The sequence below is a fragment of the Klebsiella sp. GN_Kp190 genome (assembly GCF_040061795.1).
Classification (GTDB): Bacteria; Pseudomonadota; Gammaproteobacteria; order Enterobacterales; family Enterobacteriaceae; genus Klebsiella; species Klebsiella michiganensis.
In genome coordinates, this window is record NZ_JBEAFN010000009.1 from 99,305 (window position 1) to 117,517 (window position 18,213).

The 18,213-nt window shown below is 59.9% G+C and carries 18 protein-coding genes; 11 read left to right on the plus strand and 7 right to left on the minus strand.

Going from position 1 to position 18,213, the window contains the following annotated elements; translation table 11 throughout:
- Positions 1-531, plus strand: a complete 531-nt coding sequence (locus ABLU67_RS06680; protein ID WP_025106684.1) for a tyrosine-type recombinase/integrase — start codon at positions 1-3, stop codon at positions 529-531.
- A gap of 46 nt (positions 532-577) precedes the next feature.
- Here the strand turns inward: ABLU67_RS06680 and rnz are convergent, their stop codons facing one another.
- A complete protein-coding gene (rnz, locus tag ABLU67_RS06685; RefSeq protein WP_014230243.1) occupies positions 578-1,498 on the minus strand; it encodes a ribonuclease Z in 921 nt (306 codons plus the stop codon).
- 184 nt (positions 1,499-1,682) lie between these two features.
- On the opposite strand from rnz, the gene ABLU67_RS06690 reads away from it, so the two are divergent.
- The 7 genes from ABLU67_RS06690 to menE all read left to right on the plus strand — a co-directional run bounded on the left by ABLU67_RS06690 (position 1,683) and on the right by menE (position 9,265).
- The gene (locus tag ABLU67_RS06690) at positions 1,683-2,144 is read left to right on the plus strand and encodes a GNAT family N-acetyltransferase (RefSeq protein WP_004852808.1); all 462 of its coding nucleotides are present in this window, start codon (positions 1,683-1,685) and stop codon (positions 2,142-2,144) included.
- A gap of 97 nt (positions 2,145-2,241) precedes the next feature.
- The gene (gene menF, locus ABLU67_RS06695) at positions 2,242-3,537 is read left to right on the plus strand and encodes an isochorismate synthase MenF (protein ID WP_049079435.1); all 1,296 of its coding nucleotides are present in this window, start codon (positions 2,242-2,244) and stop codon (positions 3,535-3,537) included.
- A gap of 77 nt (positions 3,538-3,614) precedes the next feature.
- Positions 3,615-5,285: a 2-succinyl-5-enolpyruvyl-6-hydroxy-3-cyclohexene-1-carboxylic-acid synthase gene (gene menD / locus ABLU67_RS06700; protein ID WP_348852217.1), complete on the plus strand. Its 1,671-nt coding sequence runs from the start codon at positions 3,615-3,617 to the stop codon at positions 5,283-5,285.
- Positions 5,282-6,040, plus strand: a complete 759-nt coding sequence (gene menH, locus ABLU67_RS06705; protein WP_201993014.1) for a 2-succinyl-6-hydroxy-2,4-cyclohexadiene-1-carboxylate synthase — start codon at positions 5,282-5,284, stop codon at positions 6,038-6,040. Before menD ends, menH begins: the two co-directional genes overlap by 4 nt.
- A 14-nt stretch (positions 6,041-6,054) precedes the next feature.
- Positions 6,055-6,912, plus strand: coding sequence for a 1,4-dihydroxy-2-naphthoyl-CoA synthase (gene menB, locus ABLU67_RS06710; RefSeq protein WP_004123101.1), 858 nt, complete (start codon positions 6,055-6,057; stop codon positions 6,910-6,912).
- Complete coding sequence (menC, locus tag ABLU67_RS06715) at positions 6,912-7,877, plus strand: o-succinylbenzoate synthase (RefSeq protein ID WP_348852218.1); 966 nt, start codon at positions 6,912-6,914, stop codon at positions 7,875-7,877. The genes menB and menC overlap by 1 nt, the downstream gene beginning before the upstream one ends.
- Positions 7,874-9,265 (plus strand): o-succinylbenzoate--CoA ligase, encoded by a 1,392-nt coding sequence (menE, locus tag ABLU67_RS06720; protein WP_070596204.1) that lies wholly within the window; start codon positions 7,874-7,876, stop codon positions 9,263-9,265. The genes menC and menE overlap by 4 nt, the downstream gene beginning before the upstream one ends.
- Here the strand turns inward: menE and ABLU67_RS06725 are convergent.
- The 4 genes from ABLU67_RS06725 to ABLU67_RS06740 all read right to left on the minus strand — a co-directional run bounded on the left by ABLU67_RS06725 (position 9,242) and on the right by ABLU67_RS06740 (position 12,924).
- Positions 9,242-9,865, minus strand: a complete 624-nt coding sequence (locus tag ABLU67_RS06725) for a DUF2238 domain-containing protein (RefSeq protein ID WP_064357806.1) — start codon at positions 9,863-9,865, stop codon at positions 9,242-9,244. The two genes, menE and ABLU67_RS06725, sit on opposite strands and share 24 nt — an antisense overlap.
- A gap of 105 nt (positions 9,866-9,970) precedes the next feature.
- Complete coding sequence (locus tag ABLU67_RS06730; RefSeq protein ID WP_014230236.1) at positions 9,971-11,491, minus strand: tripartite tricarboxylate transporter permease; 1,521 nt, start codon at positions 11,489-11,491, stop codon at positions 9,971-9,973.
- Between the two features lie 11 nt (positions 11,492-11,502).
- Positions 11,503-11,934: a tripartite tricarboxylate transporter TctB family protein gene (locus ABLU67_RS06735; protein ID WP_049083373.1), complete on the minus strand. Its 432-nt coding sequence runs from the start codon at positions 11,932-11,934 to the stop codon at positions 11,503-11,505.
- A 15-nt stretch (positions 11,935-11,949) separates the two neighbouring features.
- A complete protein-coding gene (locus ABLU67_RS06740; RefSeq protein WP_171820948.1) occupies positions 11,950-12,924 on the minus strand; it encodes a tripartite tricarboxylate transporter substrate binding protein in 975 nt (324 codons plus the stop codon).
- A 140-nt stretch (positions 12,925-13,064) separates the two neighbouring features.
- Between ABLU67_RS06740 and tctD the strand changes: the two genes are divergently transcribed.
- Complete coding sequence (gene tctD / locus ABLU67_RS06745; RefSeq protein ID WP_014230233.1) at positions 13,065-13,739, plus strand: transcriptional regulator TctD; 675 nt, start codon at positions 13,065-13,067, stop codon at positions 13,737-13,739.
- Positions 13,726-15,141: a sensor histidine kinase gene (locus ABLU67_RS06750; protein ID WP_325934387.1), complete on the plus strand. Its 1,416-nt coding sequence runs from the start codon at positions 13,726-13,728 to the stop codon at positions 15,139-15,141. The genes tctD and ABLU67_RS06750 overlap by 14 nt, the downstream gene beginning before the upstream one ends.
- Here ABLU67_RS06750 and nudI read toward each other — a convergent pair.
- On the minus strand, positions 15,133-15,558 hold the full coding sequence (gene nudI, locus ABLU67_RS06755) for a nucleoside triphosphatase NudI (protein WP_014230231.1): 426 nt from the start codon (positions 15,556-15,558) through the stop codon (positions 15,133-15,135). The two genes, ABLU67_RS06750 and nudI, sit on opposite strands and share 9 nt — an antisense overlap.
- 137 nt (positions 15,559-15,695) lie before the next feature.
- Here nudI and ABLU67_RS06760 point away from each other — a divergent pair, with 137 nt between their 5' ends.
- On the plus strand, positions 15,696-16,676 hold the full coding sequence (locus ABLU67_RS06760; protein ID WP_014839101.1) for an Rpn family recombination-promoting nuclease/putative transposase: 981 nt from the start codon (positions 15,696-15,698) through the stop codon (positions 16,674-16,676).
- Between the two features lie 48 nt (positions 16,677-16,724).
- Here the strand turns inward: ABLU67_RS06760 and ABLU67_RS06765 are convergent, their stop codons facing one another.
- The gene (locus tag ABLU67_RS06765) at positions 16,725-18,173 is read right to left on the minus strand and encodes a catalase (RefSeq protein ID WP_348852219.1); all 1,449 of its coding nucleotides are present in this window, start codon (positions 18,171-18,173) and stop codon (positions 16,725-16,727) included.
- Positions 18,174-18,213: the final 40 nt, after the last annotated feature.

Genomic DNA, 18,213 nt, shown 5'->3' on the forward strand with positions numbered 1-18,213 from the left:
ATGCAGGTAGATACGGAATATCTTAGCGTCAAGGACGTTGAGCGTCTGGTACTTGCTGCACATTATTGTGCGCACCCGGAAAGAAATAGCTGCATGATCCAGATGTGTTTTTTGCACGGTTGTCGGATTAACGAAATTACCGCCTTGACCTTGCGGGATGTCGACCTGTCGCGAAAACGGGTTTATATTCGCCGGGCGCGTCACGGTATCTCTGGGTATCATCCCTTACAACCCAAAGAAATTATCTCATTACAGCGCTGGCTACTGGCCAGAGAGTGTTACCCGGCTCATAACGATTTGCTGTTTATCTCTTCCCGGGGCAATCAGATGACGCGCCAGCGTTTTTATCAAATTATTCGCGAGTGCTGCGAGCTGGCGAAGCTGAAGCAGAATATTCATCCCAGGATGCTGCGCCACGCGTGCGGCTATGAGCTGGGAAAAAAAGGAATTGATGACGACTCGATCCAGGATTACCTGGGCTATCGCAATTTAAAATCTATTCTGCGTTATAACAGCTACGCTGAAGAGTAATGGCTGGCGTATTCGCGGCGTCTCTCTGCCGCGGTACGCCGCTTTTTTATTCTACGCTATACGCCATGAAATCCTCCGCCAGCACGGTAGACGGAAATATCTCTCTGCACTCTGCCAGCAGACGCTGGCAGCCTTCAGCGTCATAGCGAGAGCTAAAGTGGGTGGCGATAAGCGTGCCGACGCCCGCGTCGCGCGCCAGCGCCGCCGTTTGCTGGCTGGTTGAATGCCCGCGGCTGTTCGCTTTTTCCGCCATCGCCTGTTCGAGCGTCACCTCGTGAACCATGACATCCACGCCGCAGGCCAGCTCCCGCGCCGCCTCGCAGGGGGCGGTATCGCCGAAAATAGCCAGCTTCTTACCCGGCGTTGCCGGGCCGAGGTAGCGGCTGCCGTCAATCCGCCGTCCATCTTCCAGCTCAACCGTTAATCCCTGTTTTAAGCGCTGAAATAACGGACCGGGAGGCACGCCTTCGGCGATAAGCTGCGCGGCGTCAAGGGTGCCCGGCTTATCATGCTGTTCGATACGATAGCCGTAGCATTCGACCGGGTGGTTGAGCGGCCAGGCGGTGACCCGGAAGCCGGCTTCATCGAGCACCAGTCCCGGCCCGACTTCGATAATCGTCAGCGGATAATCGGTCCAGGAGCCGCTGAGGCGCAGCGCGGTTTCCACGAACGCTTTAAGTCCTTTCGGTCCGTACAGCGTCAGCGGCAGAGAATTACCCTGCATCGAGCGGCTGCACAGCAGGCCGGGGAGACCGAAGAGATGATCGCCATGTAAATGCGTAATAAAAATCTTATTCAGCTTGCCGGGATGGTAAGGGGTGCGCAGAAACTGATGCTGAGTTCCCTCCCCGCAGTCGAACAGCCACATCTCAGCCATTGTTGGCTGTTGCAAATTCAGCACTATCGACGTCATATTACGCGTACGGGTAGGCACGCCAGCGGATGTCCCCAAAAAGAGTAATTCCATCGTCCAGTGTCCTTAGGGCGTGAGTCAAAAAACAAAGTATACCCGTCATACTTCAAGTTGCATGTGTGTTGGCTGCACTCGTTCACCCCAGTCACTTACTCATGTAAGCTCCTGGGGATTAGCTCGCTGGCCGCCTTCATGCCACTTGAATTATTTAGGGTTAAAATTAATTAAGGAAGCGCAGATGATTACATGGCAGGATCTTCACCACGGTGAACTGACCGTCCCACAGCTCTACGCCGTGTTGAAATTACGCTGTGCGGTGTTCGTTGTCGAACAAACCTGCGCCTATCAGGACGTCGACGGCGACGATCTGGTGGGGGAGAATCGCCATCTTCTCGGCTGGCGCGGCGATGAGCTGGTAGCCTACGCGCGCATTCTCAAGAGCGATGATGAGTTTGAACCGGTGGTGATTGGCCGGGTGATTGTCAGCCAGGCGGTGCGCGGCGAGAAGCTGGGCTATCAGCTGATGGAACAGGCGCTGGCCAGCTGCCGGCAACACTGGCCGCAAAAGGCTATCTATCTTGGCGCCCAGGCGCACCTGCAAAAATTCTACGCCAGCTTCGGTTTTGTGCCGGTGACCGAGGTTTACGACGAGGACGGCATCGACCATATCGGCATGGCGTTCGAAATCGCCACCCACTAACCGCCGCGCTAATTAAAAACCGCTCCCTCATCGTGGGTACTGCTATTCCTCAGTAGTACCCCGTATAATGTGGGGTTTTTACTCCGTGGAGGTTTGCGTGCTGTCTGTATCCACCGCGCTGGAAAGCCTGTATCGCTGCCTGGATGAAGCGTTCCCGCCATCGCCCGGCACGCGAATTTTCGATGTCCCCTTCGCGCTGAATGACGCATTTGATCCCCTTCTGTGGTGCACGCATCAGCCGCAGTGGCCGCAGTTCTACTGGCAGCAGCGCAGCGGCGATGAAGAGCTGGCCGCGCTGGGGGCGGTGCAAATCTTTGCTTCCCTTGAGCAGGCGCACGCTTTTTTGCGCCAGCAGGGGCGTGAAGATCTGCGAATTTGCGGCCTTAACGCCTTTCATCCTCAGCAGGGTCTGTTGATCTTGCCGAGGCTGGAGTGGCGTCGGCTGGGCGGCAGCGCCACGCTACGCCTGGTGTTATATAGCGAGACCTCGCTCCGTGACGATGCCCGTGCGGCACGTGAATTTCTCGATTCGCTGGTGGCGAAACAGGCGCAGGCTACCGCGATGCCCTCTCTGCTGAGCGAACAGCATTTCCCGGCTTATCCGCAGTGGAGAGAGCTGATTGCGCAGGCGACGCAGGCGATAGCGGCGGGGGAGATGGATAAAGTGGTGCTGGCTCGCGCCACCGATTTGCACTTCGTCGCTCCGTTAAACGCCGGAGCGATTATGGCGGCCAGCCGCCGCAGCAACCTTAACTGCTTCCACTTCCTGATGGTCTTTAACGCGCAAGAGGCCTTTATGGGCTCTACGCCGGAACGGCTGTGGCGGCGTCGCGGGGCGCTGCTGCGTACCGAAGCGCTGGCGGGAACCGTTGCCAGTCATGCGGACGATCGCCAGGCGCAGCGTTTGGGTAACTGGCTGATGGCCGACGATAAGAACCAGCGCGAAAATATGCTGGTGGTGGAGGATATCTGTCAGCGGATGCAAGGGGAGACCCGCGCGCTGGAAGTCCTGCCGCCGCAGATTGTCCGTTTGCGGAAAGTACAGCATCTCCGGCGCTGTATTTGGGCCGAGCTGGAGAAGCCTGACGATGCCCGCTGCCTTCATCAGCTCCAGCCCACGGCGGCGGTTGCTGGTTTACCGCGCCGGGTTGCGCTGGATTTTATCACCCGTAATGAGCTTTTTACCCGCGGCTGGTATGCAGGCTCCGCCGGCTATCTGTCGCTGGCGCAAAGCGAATTTTGCGTTTCTCTGCGTTCGGCGAAAATCGAACAGCGTACGCTCAGACTCTACGCCGGTGCGGGGATCGTCAGCGGTTCCGACCCGGAGCAGGAGTGGCAGGAAATTGAAAATAAAGCCGCGGGATTGCGTTCGTTACTGCTGTCAGAAGTATAGAGAAAACGATACATATCAAAACGGCAACAGTTTGCTTTATCTATACTTAGCCTCAATATTTGATACTGGACAAATTCATGTCTGTAAGCGCATTTAACCGACGCTGGGCGGCGGTGATCCTTGAAGCATTGACGCGCCACGGCGTGCAGCATATCTGCATTGCGCCCGGATCGCGCTCGACACCTTTAACCCTGGCGGCGGCGGAAAACCGCGCATTGATTCACCATACCCACTTTGATGAACGCGGCCTCGGCCATCTGGCGTTAGGGCTGGCGAAAGCCAGCGGTCAGCCGGTGGCGGTGATTGTGACCTCCGGTACCGCGACGGCCAACCTCTATCCGGCGCTGATTGAGGCCGGGCTGACCGGTGAAAAACTCATTTTACTGACCGCCGACCGGCCGCCGGAGCTGATTGACTGCGGCGCGAATCAGGCGATTCGCCAGCCGGGCATGTTTGCTTCGCACCCGTCGCAGACGCTATCCCTGCCGCGTCCGTCGCAGGATATCTCCGCCCGCTGGCTGGTCTCGACCCTCGACCAGGCGCTCGGCGCGCTGCACTGCGGCGGCGTTCATATTAACTGTCCGTTTGCCGAACCGCTGTATGGCGATATGGACGACACCGGCGCCGAGTGGCAGCAGCAGCTCGGCGATTGGTGGCAGAGCGACAAGCCCTGGCTGCGTCACTCTCTGCATCTGGAAAGTGAAAAGCAGCGCGACTGGTTTTTCTGGCGGCAGAAACGCGGCGTGGTGGTCGCTGGACGGATGAGCGCGGAAGAGGGCGTCAAGGTGGCCGAGTGGGCGAAAACCCTCGGCTGGCCGCTGATTGGCGATGTGCTCTCGCATACCGGGCAGCCGCTCCCCTGCGCCGACCTGTGGCTGGGCAACGGCAAGGCGGTCAGTGAACTGGCGCAGGCGCAAATCGTTGTTCAACTGGGCAGCAGCCTGACCAGCAAACGCGTTTTGCAGTGGCAGGCCACCTGCGAACCCGAAGAGTACTGGCTGGTGGATAATTTGCCGGGGCGACTGGATCCCGCCCAGCATCGCGGTCGCCGGCTGGTGTGCGCCATCGACCGCTGGCTTGAACAGCATCCGGCGGAAAAACGACAGCCGTGGCCCACCGTCATTCCCGAGCTTTCGCGCCAGGCATGGCAGGCGGCGGTCGCCAGCAGCGAGGATTTCGGCGAAGCCCAGCTGGCGCAGCGAATCCGGCGCTATCTGCCGGAACAGGGCCAGCTGTTTGTCGGCAACAGCCTGGTGGTGCGCTTAATTGACGCGCTGTCGCAGCTACCGGCAGGTTACCCGGTCTACAGCAATCGCGGGGCCAGCGGAATAGACGGCCTGCTGGCGACGGCGGCCGGGGTGCAGCGCGCCAGCGCGCGTCCGACGCTGGCTATCGTCGGCGATCTGTCGGCGCTTTACGATCTCAACTCGCTGGCCCTGCTGCGTCAGGCCTCCGCGCCGCTGGTGCTGATTGTCGTCAACAATAACGGCGGGCAGATTTTTTCTCTGCTGCCCACGCCGCAGGAGCAGCGCAGCCAGTTCTATCTGATGCCGCAGAATATCCATTTCGCGCACGCGGCGGCGATGTTCAATCTGACTTACCATCGTCCTGCGGACTGGAATGAGCTGGAGCAGGCGCTGGACGTTGCCTGGCGAGGACCCGGCGCGACGTTGATTGAGCTGGCGGTTAATGAAACCGACGGTACGCAAACGCTTCAGCAGCTGCTGGCGCAGGCGAGTCAGCTATGACGCTGCACGCGGTGGCTGAAAGCGGCCTGCCGGGCTATCCCTGGCTGGTCTTTTTGCACGGTTTTGCCGGGGATAGTCATGAGTGGCGCACGGTGGGGCAGGCGTTTGGCGCGTATCCGCGTCTCTATATTGACCTGCCGGGCCACGGCGGATCGGCGCATATTACCGTCAACCATTTTGCCGATGTCAGCGAGTTGATTAAGAATACGCTTAATAGTTACAACATACTTAATTACTGGCTGGTGGGATACTCCCTCGGCGGACGGGTGGCGATGTTCTATGTCAGCCAGCCGCGCGAAGGGCTCTGCGGGCTTGTCGTCGAGGGGGGGCATCCGGGCCTGGGGGATGATAACCAGCGTAGGCTGCGCCGGCACAGCGATGCCGCCTGGGTTGAACGCTTTCGCCGCGAGCCGCTGACCCAGGTCTTTGCCGACTGGTATCAGCAGCCGGTCTTCGCTTCCCTGGACGCAGCGCAGCGGGCGTCGCTGGTTGCGCTACGCAGCCGCAATAACGGCGGAGCGTTGGCGGCGATGCTGCAGGCCAGCTCGCTGGCGGAACAACCCGATCTGCGCGCGTCGTTACGGGCGCGCGATTTCCCTTTTCATTACCTTTGCGGCGAACGCGACGGCAAGTTTCGCGCCATCGCGGGTGAACTCTCCGCCACCGCACACGTGATTAATCATGCCGGACACAACGCGCATCGGGAAAACCCTGACGCTGTCGTGGCTTGTCTGGCGCAGTTTTTAGCGAGTTAACCGAAGGACACTTTATGATCTCTCTTGATGAAGCCATGCTTTACGCCCCGATTGAATGGCAGGACTGCTCCGAAGGCTACACCGACATTCGTTACCAAAAATCGGCGGACGGGATTGCCAAAATTACCATCAACCGCCCGCAGGTACGCAACGCTTTCCGCCCGCTGACCGTCAAAGAGATGATTCAGGCGCTGGCGGATGCCCGCTATGACGACAATATTGGCGTCATCGTTCTGACCGGTGAAGGCGATAAAGCGTTTTGCGCCGGCGGCGATCAGAAAGTCCGCGGCGACTACGGCGGCTACCAGGATGATTCCGGCGTTCATCACCTCAACGTTCTCGATTTTCAGCGCCAGATCCGCACCTGCCCGAAACCGGTGGTGGCGATGGTGGCGGGGTACTCCATCGGCGGCGGCCACGTCCTGCATATGATGTGCGATCTGACTATCGCGGCGGAAAACGCCATCTTCGGCCAGACCGGCCCGAAAGTCGGCTCTTTCGACGGCGGCTGGGGCGCCTCCTATATGGCGCGCATCGTCGGGCAGAAAAAAGCCCGTGAGATCTGGTTCCTGTGCCGGCAGTACGACGCGCAGCAGGCGCTGGATATGGGGCTGGTGAATACGGTGGTGCCGCTGGCGGACCTGGAAAAAGAGACCGTGCGCTGGTGCCGGGAAATGCTGCAGAACAGCCCGATGGCGCTGCGCTGCCTGAAGGCGGCGCTGAACGCCGACTGCGACGGCCAGGCGGGACTGCAGGAGCTGGCGGGTAACGCCACCATGCTGTTTTACATGACCGAAGAGGGTCAGGAAGGGCGCAACGCTTTCAATCAGAAGCGCCAGCCGGACTTCAGCAAATTTAAACGGAATCCGTAATGCGGCAGGCGCAGGTCTACCGCTGGCAGCTACCGATGGACGCGGGAGTGGTGCTGCGTGAACGGCGGTTAAAAACCCGCGATGGTTTGCTTCTGCGCCTGCGCGACGGCGAGCGCGAAGGCTGGGGGGAAATATCTCCCCTGCCCGGATTCAGCCTGGAAACGCTGGATGAGGCGCAGGCTGCGCTGCTGGCGTGGGCGAGCGCCTGGCGCGATGGCGAAGAGGGCGCGTTGCCAACGCCGCCGTCGGCGGCTTTCGGGGCGAGCTGCGCAATGGCGGAACTGTGCGGCGAGCTGCCGCAGGCTGCGGACTATCGCGCGGCGCCGCTCTGCGCCGGCGATCCGGACGAGCTGTTCGCCAGGCTTTCGCTGATGCCCGGCGAAAAAGTCGCCAAGGTCAAAGTCGGCCTGTATGAGGCGGTGCGCGACGGCATGGTGGTCAACCTGCTGCTGGAGGCGATTCCCGATCTGACGCTACGCCTCGACGCTAATCGCGCCTGGACGCCGCTGAAAGCGCAGCAGTTTGCCAAATACGTGAATCCACACTATCGCAGCCGCATCGCCTTTCTCGAAGAACCCTGTAAAAACCGCGATGATTCGCGCGCTTTTGCCCAACAAACGGGTATCGCTATCGCCTGGGATGAGAGCCTGCGCGAGGCGGACTTTACCTTTGCCGCCGAGCCGGGGCTGCGGGCGGTGGTGATTAAACCGACGTTGACCGGCAGTCTGCAAAAAGTGCGGCAGCAGGTGGCGCAGGCGCATGCCCTGGGGCTGACGGCGGTCATCAGTTCAGCCATTGAGTCGAGCCTTGGCCTGACGCAGCTGGCGCGAATCGCCGCCTGGCTGACCCCGGACACGATCCCCGGTCTGGACACGCTGAGCCTGATGCGTGCCCAGCTGGTGCGCCCTTGGCCGGAAAGCGAGCTGCCGTGTCTGAAAGTTGATGAGCTGGAGCCGCTGCTGTGACCTTTAGCGACTGGCCCTGGCGCCACTGGCGGCGGCTGCGGGAAGAGGCTCAGGCGCTGCGCCTGAACGAGAGGCGGCTAAGCTGGCGGGAACTGTGCGCGCAAATTGATGCGCTGGCGGGGGGATTCCACGCCCAGGGCGTTCGCGACGGCGATGGCGTGCTGCTTCGCGCTTACAACCAGCCCGATGCTCTGCTGGCGTGGCTGGCCCTCCTGCAGTGCGGCGCGCGCGTCCTGCCGCTGAATCCGCAGCTGCCTGCTCCTCTGTTGGTGGAACTGCTGCCGTCTCTGGGACTGCGCCACGCGCTGGTGCTAAACGGCGGCGACCTTCCGGTGGCGCTTAATTCATTAGCGTTGTGCGCCGGCGACGGCGTGCACGCGGTCGCCTGGCGAGAAGATCGTATCGCGTCCATGACGCTAACCTCGGGGTCGACGGGACTACCGAAAGCGGCGGTGCACGCTTTTCGCGCCCATCTTGCCAGCGCAGAAGGCGTGCTGGCGATGATACCCTTTGCGCCGCAGGACGACTGGCTGCTGTCGCTGCCGCTGTTTCACGTTTCCGGCCAGGGGATTCTCTGGCGCTGGCTGTTAGCTGGCGCAGGCCTGACGGTACGCGACAAGCAGCCGCTGGAACAGGCGTTACGCGGCTGTACCCATGCCTCTCTGGTGCCGACCCAGCTCTGGCGCCTGCTCAGCGGCGACGCCGAGGTGTCGTTGAAAGCGGTTCTGCTCGGCGGCGCGGCGATCCCGGTGGCGCTAACCGAGCAGGCCGGTAAGCGCGGTATCCGCTGCTGGTGCGGCTACGGGCTCACCGAGTTTGCCTCCACGGTATGCGCCAAGGAGGCGGACGGCCTGACGGATGTCGGGCAGCCGCTGCCGGGGCGCGAAGTGCGGATTGTCGATGGCGAAGTGTGGCTGCGGTCGGACAGCATCGCCGCAGGCTACTGGCGCGATGGGCAAATGGTCCCCCTCGCTAATGCCGACGGCTGGTTCGCCACTCGCGATCGGGGCCGGCTGGAGCACGGCAGGCTGACTATCCTCGGACGAGTGGACAACCTCTTTTTTAGCGGCGGAGAAGGTATTCAGCCGGAAGAAGTGGAGCGGGTGATTGGCGCTCATCCGTGGATTACGCAAGTTTTCATCGTGCCGCAGGATGATGCGGAGTTTGGCCAGCGGCCGGTGGCGGTGGTGGAGTGCGGCGAGCATGACGACCCGTCCGCGCTGGCGGGCTGGTGCGCCGATAAGCTGGCGCGGTTTCAGCAGCCAGTGCGCTGGCTGCGGCTGCCTGAATCGCTGAAAACCGGCGGAATTAAAATTTCCCGCCGGGCGCTACGTGACTGGGTCAACCAGCAGGCGATGCCCGACTCAGACGCGCTGGACGTTCAGTAGCTGCTTCGTATGCCAGCGGCCCAGCGCTAAAACGGTGGTCAGCGCGCCGAGCAGGGCGCAAAACATATCCGACTGGGTATCCCAGGGATCGCCCTGGGTGCCGAGAAACTCATCAGCGCCCTGTCCCAGCGCCAGCGCCGCCCACCATTCGATCAGTTCATAGACGGCGCTAATCGCCAGCGCAATACAGCAGACCACGAAACCGAGCATTTTTCGCCCGTGAACGTAGCCGCCGCGCAGCAGAATCTCCCGCGCCGCCAGCGCCGGCACCAGCCCCTGGAAAAAGTGCCCCAGCTTGTCATAGGGGTTACGGCTCAGTCCCAGCCACGCCTGGACGTCAAAGCCGATGGGCACTTTCGCGTAGGTGTACATACCGCCGACCATCAAAATGATGGCATGGAAGAAAATCAGCGTGTAAAGCAGCGGCGTCAGCGGATAGCGCGAGCGCGTGGCCAGCAAAAGCGGAACGATGATAATCACCGGCGTCACTTCCATCAGCCAGGTGAGCTTATCCCCTGCGCTGATACCGGTGTAAACAAGTATCAGGGCCAGCGCCAGCGCGGCGAATGTTAACCCCGAACGGGATGCTGCGACGGTCATAACGGATCACCAGAAAGTTAAAACGATAACTATCAGGCAGATGTGGTGGAAATTCAACGTATAGCGTCATTGGCGGCGCTGAGCGACCGCCAATGACGTTGAGCATCAGGAAGAGGGCAGGTCGCCCTGCGTATTAAGCTGGCGCTTCCGCCAGTACCGCAGCAGCGGAGGGACAACAATCACCGCGATGGCCAGAAACAGAAGCGTTTTCGTTACGCCGCTTTGCCACAGAATCGCAACGTTGCCGTTGCTGATGGACAGCGCGCGGCGCAGGTTCTGCTCCAGCATCTCTCCCAGCACAAACCCTAAGATCAGCGGCGACATCGGGAAGTGCATTTTACGCATAATGTAGCCCAGCACTCCCAGCCCAACCATCAACAGCAGGTCGAAGGTGGTGCTGTGCACCGCGTAGACGCCGACCGCGGACACGGCGGCGATGGCCGGGGCCAGAAACCATAGCGGAATCGTCAGCATGCGGGTGAACAGGCCGATCAGCGGAATGTTCATAATCAGCAGCATCACGTTGGCGATGAGCAGCGCGGCAATTAACCCCCAGACGATATCCGGCTGTTCGGTAAACATCGCCGGTCCCGGCGTGATGTTGTAGAGGGTCAGGGCGCCCATCATCACCGCGGTGGTCCCGGAGCCGGGGACGCCGAGCGTGAGCATCGGAATAAACGAGCCGCAGGCGGAGGCGTTGTTCGCCGCTTCCGGCGCCGCGACGCCGCGAATATCGCCCTTGCCGAAGGTAGCGCTATTGCCGCTGAGCTTTTTCTCGGTCATATAGGTGATGGCGCTGGCAATGGTCGCCCCTGCGCCCGGCAGAATGCCGACAAAGAAACCCACCACCGATGAGCGCAGGGTCGCGCCCACGCACTGGCCCGCCTCTTTGGCGTTAAACAGCATGCGTCCGGTTTTCCGTACCAGCTTCTGCCCGCCGCTGGTGCTCTCCAGCATCAGCAAAATCTCCGAAACCGAAAAGAGCCCAATCACCACCACGATAAACTGCACGCCGTCGGAAAGATGAACGCTGTCGAACGTGAAGCGGTACACGCCGGTATTGGCATCAACGCCCACCGTCGCCAGCCCTAAACCGATTAACGCGGCGAGAAATGACTTCAGCGGATTTTCCGCCATCATGCTGCCAAGGCAGGCGATGGCAAAAATCATCAGGGCGAAATATTCCGCCGGGCCGAACGCCAGCGACCACTGCGCCAGCACCGGGGCGAACAGGATGATCCCGCCGATAGCGATCGTTGAACCAACAAAGGAGCTCACGGCAGAGATCGACAGCGCTACGCCGCCGCGCCCCTGCTGCGCCATCGGATAACCGTCGAGAGCGGTCATAATGGCGGCGGCATCACCGGGTACGTTAAGCAGGATAGACGAAATGCGCCCGCCGTATTCACAACCAATATAGACCGTAGCCAGCAGGATTAGCGCTGATTCCGCGGGCAGGTGCAGAGCAAAGGCCAGCGGCAGTAAGATCGCGACACCGTTAATCGGGCCCAGACCCGGCAGGAGACCGACGATAGTGCCAACAAAGCAGCCAATTAGCGCGATGGTCAGGTTGCCCGGCGTCATGGCAACGGCGAAGCCCTGTGATAAATAAATCCAGATATCCATAATCTTCTCCGTTAACTCAGCCAGACGCCGAGCGGCAGGGTGACATCAAGCAGGGCGTCAAAGACGTACCACAGCGCGATGCCCATCGCGACGCCGGCTATCCCGGCGGCGGGCAGGGTGGCGCCAAACAGCAGGCCAAACACGGCGGTCAGCAGCGCGGTGGCCAGAGGAAAACCCAGCCATTCAAAACCCCACGCATAGATCCCCAGCGCAACCACCATGGTTAATAGACGTTGTAAAACCCGGCGCCCGGGCCACGTGATGGCGTCGGGCCGACGCAGAAGCAGCAAAACAGAGCATGCCAGCATCAGGCCGATAATGCCGACCGGGAAAGGGCGTGGGCCGACGGGTTCATAGGCGTATTCGCTGTGAATTTGCCAGGCGATAAACATTCCACCCGCGCAGAGCAGCAGCCACACTCCGGCAAAAATACGATCGCTCATCGCAACCTCCGTAAATTATTTGGCCAGGCCAAAGGATTTCGCCTGCAGGCGATACGCTTCCACCTGTTGTTTAACGTAGGCGTCCAGTTCCTTACCGTTCATATTGAATTCGAACAGGCCGCGCAGCTCGCGCTGCTTTTTGAACGCGTCGGTCTGCTGCAATTTCGTGAACTCATCCACCCACCACTGATAGTCGGCGTCGCTGACTTTCGGACCCACGAAGAAGCCGCGAATAATCGGCCAGACCAGGTCATAGCCCTGCTCTTTGGCGGTCGGCACATCGGCGAGGTCACCCGGCAGCCTTTCGTTAGCGAACACCGCCAGCACGCGGATTTTATTGCCCTGGAGATAAGGCACCATTTCGCTGAGATCGCCGGAGACCGCCTGTACGTGATTGCCCAGCAGCGCGGTGACCGGTTCGCCGCCGCCCTCAAACGCCACGTAGCGCATTTTGTGCGGATCGACGTTGGCTTTTTGCGCCAGCAGCGCCGCTTTCATCCAGTCCTGGCTACCAATGGAGGCGCCGGCGCCGATGACGATACTGGCGGGATTTTTTTCCATCGCCGCCAAAAACGACGGCAGGTCTTTCCACGGCGAGTCGGCGCGGACGGCGATCATGCCGTAATCGGTGCCGACGCTGGCCAGCCAGCGCACATCATCCACGCCGTAGCGGCCAAACTTGCCCTGCGCCAGGTTGAGCAGCGAGCCGCCGGAGAACGCGACCACGGTACCGGGTTCGCCGGGGCGCTGGGCGACGATCGCGTTGTAGGCCACAGCGCCTACGCCGCCGGGCATGTAGGTGACGCGCATCGGTTTTTCGATGGCGCCGGTTTCCATCAGGCTGACCTGGATCAGCTTGCAGGTGAGGTCGAAGCCGCCGCCGGGCTTGGCGGGCGCGATACATTCGGTACGGGAAGGCGCCTCGGCGGCCAGGGCAGAGGCGGTTAAAAGGCATAATGCAATGGCGCCAGCACGGCGCAGGAATGGCATATTCATAAGCTTCCTCAGTCAGATACAGGAGACGTTTTTTTAATTATGTGAACCGGCATGTGGCTATTCGGTTGCGTGATTGTTAAAACAATTACCTTTCATTTCCCTTTCAATGCGGCAGCAACTTTTCAGGATGTGATATGCGTCTCTTACTGGCAGAAGATAACCGTGAGCTGGCTCACTGGCTGGAGAAAGCGCTGGTGCAGGGCGGGTTTGCCGTGGACTGCGTATTGGATGGTCGCGCGGCCGATCATCTGCTGCAAAGCGAAAAATATGCGCTGGCGGTGCTGGATATTGGCATGCCGGGACTCGACGGTCTGGAGGTGGTGCAGCGCCTGCGAAAGCGCGGGCAGACCCTTCCCGTCTTGCTACTCACTGCCCGCAGCGCGGTGGCGGATCGGGTTAAAGGGCTGAACGTCGGCGCCGATGACTATTTGCCGAAACCTTTTGAGCTTGAAGAGCTGGATGCCAGGCTGCGCGCGCTGCTGCGGCGTAGCGAAGGCCAGGTGCATGAGGTTCAGCAGATCGGCGCGCTGGAATATCGCGATGAAGGCTATTTTTTACTCTGCGGACAAACGCTGTCGTTGACGCCGCGCGAGCAGGCGCTGCTGACGGTGCTGATGTTTCGCCGTACGCGGCCGGTGTCGCGCCAGCAGCTGTTTGAACAGGTTTTCAGCCTGAACGATGACGTCAGCCCGGAAAGCATCGAGCTGTATATCCATCGTCTGCGTAAGAAACTTCAGGAGAGCAACGTGCGTATCGTGACCCTGCGCGGCCTGGGCTACGTGCTGGAGCTCGCTCATGAGGTGGGATAAACCGCAGTCGTTATTCGCTCAACTGTTGCTGTTTCTCGGCCTGCCGCTGGTTTTGCTATGGGGGCTGTCGGCGTTCAATAGCTACGTCAGCGCTCTGCAGGCGGCAACCCAGGCTTACGATCGCACGCTGCTTTCATCCGCCCGCACGGTGGCGGAACGCCTGGTGGTTCGCCGCGGTAGGCTGGAGGTGAATGTCCCCTGGGTGGTGCTGGACAGCTTCGAGCTGAATATGAACGATCGGCTGTACTATAAGGTACTCGATCCCGAGAAGCGGGTGATTTCCGGTTTTGACGACCTGCCGTCGATGCCGCCATCGACCTCTCGTACCGAGCTCTATCCGGCGCTGGCGTGGTTTTATCATACTGAATATCGCGGTCAGGCCATCCGCGTGGCGCGCCTGCTGCAGCCGGTTAACGAAGGCGGCGTTGTCGGCATGGCGGAAATCTACATCGCCGAAACGCTGCAGTCGCGGCGCTGGCTGGCGGGACAGCTGCTGTTTTCATCATGGATCTCGCAGGGGCTACTAGTGCTGTTGACGCTGGTGCTCACCGGCTGGCTGCTGCGCCGCGTGCTGCGGCCGATGCGCCGGCTTTCGGCGCTCATGGTGCGGCGCGAACCCGGCCTGCTGACGCCGCTGCCGGAGCTGCTGCCGTGGTCGGAAACCCGTCTGCTGATCGTGGCCTTTAACCGCTATATCGACCGGTTACGGGTGATGATCTCCCGCCAGGAGCGCTTTAGCGCCGACGCGTCGCATCAGCTCAAAACGCCGTTAGCGGTGTTGAAAACGCAGGCCTCAGTGGCGCTGGCGAGCGGCGATCCCCGGCTGTGGCGAGAGAGCCTGGAGGCGATGAGCGGCACGCTTGACAGTACGATTCTGCTCACCGAACGCCTGCTGCAGCTGGCCACCATCAAACGGAAAGAGCAGAGCGAACACGCGTTTCCGCCGGTGGACCTGCATGAGATCGTCCACAACAGCTGTTTTTCGCGTCTTCAGCAGGCGCGGAGCAAGGCTATCGATCTCGGCTATGAGGGGGAACCCTCGACGGTGACCATTGCCGGCGATGGCGTGCTGTTGAGCGAGCTGTGCGCGAATCTGCTGGATAACGCGATTCGCTATACGCCGCAGGGCGGTATCGTCACGGTTAGCCTGCATCGTGACGGAGAGGCGGTGCTGCTGGATGTCGAAGACAGCGGGCCGGGGATCGATGATGCGCAGATTCAGCAGGCGCTCATGCCGTTCCATCGTCTGGAAAACGTGGGTGATAACCCCGGCGCCGGGCTCGGACTGGCGCTGGTCAGCGATATTGCGCGCCTGCACCGCAGCCATCCGCAGCTGCTGCGTAGCGAAACGCTGGGCGGGCTGAAGGTCAGGCTGCGCTTTTTGCGCGCTTGTTCAGAGTAGGCCTTTCAGGGTGAGCGTCCTGCGGGTCGCCGCGTTCAAATCATAGTGGGGAAGATCTTCTGCCTTCACCCAGGCGTAGTCCTGAAACTCCTCATTGATCGTCACTTCGCGATTGGCGCTGATGCAGTCGAAGATCAGGTAAATCATATAAATCTCTTCCCGGCGGCCATCGGCGTAGGTTTTAACCCGGATATCGTCGCTAAAGGTCCACGGCGTAATCTGGGTCAGCTGCAGTTTTTCGCCCAGCTCCTCGCGAATTTCTCGCCGCAGCGCCTCTTCAATGCGCTCGCCTGGCTCGACGCCGCCGCCGGAGAGCGCCCACTGGCCGGGAAATACGCCGCGATCGTCGGCCATTTTGCACAGCAGATAGTGTCCTTCATGTTGAATGAGCGGGCAGACGATAGTCCTTTGACGCATGATTTCTCCTTACTGATGACAGGGATAACTAACGGGAAGGCCCAGTTTGCGAGCCGCCTCGGCAAACCGCAAGCGAAAACGCGCGGCGAACGCGTGCGGTGGTAGGGTGAGCGTAGGTTAACGGGTCAGGGGCCATCATGGAACAGATAGCAAGCCACTCACCGCACGATGCGGTGTTTAAACACCTTTTGTCCCAACGGGCAACGGCGCGCGATTTTTTGTCTATTCATTTGCCGAAGCATTTGCGGGAACAGTGCGATCTGCGAACGCTGCAGCTGGAATCCGGCAGTTTTATTGAAGAGGACCTACGCGCAAGCCATTCGGATATTCTTTATTCGCTAAAAACCCAGCACGGAGAGGGGTACATCTACATTCTTATTGAGCATCAAAGCTCTCCCGACAGGCATATGGCGTTTCGCCTGATGCGATACGCCATCGCGGCCATGCAGCGCCACCTTGATAAAGGGCATCATCAGCTGCCGCTGGTTATTCCTCTGCTATTTTATCACGGCAGGATCGCTCCTTACCCGTACTCGACGCGCTGGCTGGATGATTTCCCTCAGCCAGAGGTGGCCGAGCGGCTGTATAGCCAGCGTTTTCCACTGATAGACGTCACGGTGATTCCTGACGATCGGCTTGTACAGCACCGCCGTGTCGCTATGCTGGAACTGCTGCAAAAACATATTCGCCAGCGGGATTTGATGGACATTTCTGAGCAACTGGTCAGGATATTATCCCTGGGATACACTACGCGTCGGCAGTTTAAAACTTTGCTGAATTATATGCTTCAGGCGGGCAACGCCGCCGATCCGGTGGCCTTTTTACGCAAGCTCGCGCAAAAGACGCCACTCAAGCCGCATAAGGAGACGCTGATGAATATTGCTCATTTTCTGGAAGAGCGTGGCCGTAAAGAGGGGGTCCTTCAGGGAATGAAGGCGGGGATAGAAAAAGGTTTACGAAAGGGTCGACAGGAAGGCCGGAATGAAGGCCGGCATCAAGGACAGCAGGAGGCGACGCAGCGCATTGCTCAGGCGATGCTGGATGATGGGCTTGAGCCCTCTCAGGTCGCAAAGCTAACCGGTTTGTCGCTGCGGCAGCTCGCTAAGCTTCGGCACTAAGCGCGTTTAAAAACAGTAAAATGGCAGCCGCAAGGGCTGCCATCAGTATTACTCTCCGTGCTTTAAGGCTTTCAGCGCCGCAGCCACGCCCGCGCCGTAGTCGGGGTGGACTTCACTGAACAGGCCAATTTGTCGCTGCTGAATAAACTCAGGGATATCCCGCATATCATTGGCGATACGCTGGAACATACGCTGATGTTCCTCTTCGCTTAATAGCTCAAACAGCCTGCGCGGCTGGCTGAAGTAGTCGTTATCTTCCCGATGATTCCAGTGGGCCGCCGCGCCTTCAAGGCTTAAAGGCGGCTCGCTAAAGTCCGGCTGTTCCTGAAACGCGCCAAAGCTGTTGGGTTCATAGGTGACGCCGTTGCCGCTATTGCCGTCAACGCGCATCGCGCCGTCGCGGTGGTAGTTATGGAACGGGCAGCGCGGCGCATTGACCGGAATTTGATGATGGTTGACGCCCAGACGATAGCGCTGGGTATCGCCGTAGGAGAACAGCCGTCCCTGCAGCATGCGATCCGGAGAGAAGCCGATCCCGGGCACCACGTTGGCCGGATTCATCGCGACCTGCTCAACTTCTGCGAAGTAGTTGTCCGGGTTGCGGTTGAGCTCCAGCACGCCGACTTCCATCAGCGGATAATCAGCGTGCGGCCAGATTTTGGTCAGATCGAAGGGGTTATAAGGGACCCGGCTGGCGTCCGCTTCCGGCATGATCTGCACGTAGAAGGTCCAGCGCGGGAAATCGCCTTTTTCAATCGACTCATAGAGATCGCGCTGTGAACTCTCGCGGTCCTCTGCCACCAGGCGTTTCGCTTCATCATCCATCAGGTTGGCGATCCCCTGCTGGGATTTGAAGTGGAATTTCACCCAAAAACGTTCGTTATCGGCATTAATAAAGCTGAACGCGTGGCTGCCGAAACCGTGCATATGGCGATAGGAACGCGGAAGGCCGCGGTCGCTGAAATCAATCGTTAACTGATGCAGCGTTTCCGGCAGCAGGGAGAAAAAGTCCCATTTCCAGGTGGGGTTACGCAGGTTGGTGCGCGGGTCGCGCTTCACGACGTGGTTAAGGTCGGGAAACTTCAGCGGGTCGCGAAGGTAGAAAATGGGCGTATTGTTGCCCACCAAATCCCAGTTGCCTTCTTCGGTATAAAACTTGATCGAGAAACCGCGAATATCGCGCTCGGCGTCAGCGGCGCCGCGTTCTCCGGCGACGGTTGAGAAGCGCAGGAACAGATCGGTGGTTTTACCGATTTCGCCAAACAGTTTTGCGCGGGTATAGCGGGTGATATCGCGGGTAATGGTCAGTTTACCGTAAGCGCCGGAGCCTTTAGCGTGCATTCGGCGTTCCGGGATAACCTCACGGTCGAAGTGGGCCAGTTTTTCCAGAAACCAGACATCCTGCAGCAGCATCGGGCCGCGCGGGCCTGCGGTGACGACATTGTTATTATCGACAACCGGGGCGCCGGCGGCGGTGGTTAATCCTTTTTTGCTCATCTTTATCTCCTGACAAAGTTTTATGTAACTTATTCATCTC

Coding starts and splice junctions, on each gene's coding strand:
- ABLU67_RS06735 (WP_049083373.1), bottom strand. CDS start 11,934: ATGAGCGATCGTATTTTTGCCGGAGTGTGGCTGCTGCTCTGCGCGGGT.
- ABLU67_RS06730 (WP_014230236.1), bottom strand. CDS start 11,491: ATGGATATCTGGATTTATTTATCACAGGGCTTCGCCGTTGCCATGACG.
- ABLU67_RS06765 (WP_348852219.1), bottom strand. CDS start 18,173: ATGAGCAAAAAAGGATTAACCACCGCCGCCGGCGCCCCGGTTGTCGAT.
- nudI (WP_014230231.1), bottom strand. CDS start 15,558: ATGCGTCAAAGGACTATCGTCTGCCCGCTCATTCAACATGAAGGACAC.
- ABLU67_RS06725 (WP_064357806.1), bottom strand. CDS start 9,865: ATGACCGTCGCAGCATCCCGTTCGGGGTTAACATTCGCCGCGCTGGCG.
- menH (WP_201993014.1), top strand. CDS start 5,282: ATGACGCTGCACGCGGTGGCTGAAAGCGGCCTGCCGGGCTATCCCTGG.
- ABLU67_RS06760 (WP_014839101.1), top strand. CDS start 15,696: ATGGAACAGATAGCAAGCCACTCACCGCACGATGCGGTGTTTAAACAC.
- menB (WP_004123101.1), top strand. CDS start 6,055: ATGATCTCTCTTGATGAAGCCATGCTTTACGCCCCGATTGAATGGCAG.
- rnz (WP_014230243.1), bottom strand. CDS start 1,498: ATGGAATTACTCTTTTTGGGGACATCCGCTGGCGTGCCTACCCGTACG.
- ABLU67_RS06680 (WP_025106684.1), top strand. CDS start 1: ATGCAGGTAGATACGGAATATCTTAGCGTCAAGGACGTTGAGCGTCTG.
- menC (WP_348852218.1), top strand. CDS start 6,912: ATGCGGCAGGCGCAGGTCTACCGCTGGCAGCTACCGATGGACGCGGGA.
- ABLU67_RS06740 (WP_171820948.1), bottom strand. CDS start 12,924: ATGCCATTCCTGCGCCGTGCTGGCGCCATTGCATTATGCCTTTTAACC.
- tctD (WP_014230233.1), top strand. CDS start 13,065: ATGCGTCTCTTACTGGCAGAAGATAACCGTGAGCTGGCTCACTGGCTG.
- menD (WP_348852217.1), top strand. CDS start 3,615: ATGTCTGTAAGCGCATTTAACCGACGCTGGGCGGCGGTGATCCTTGAA.
- ABLU67_RS06690 (WP_004852808.1), top strand. CDS start 1,683: ATGATTACATGGCAGGATCTTCACCACGGTGAACTGACCGTCCCACAG.
- ABLU67_RS06750 (WP_325934387.1), top strand. CDS start 13,726: ATGAGGTGGGATAAACCGCAGTCGTTATTCGCTCAACTGTTGCTGTTT.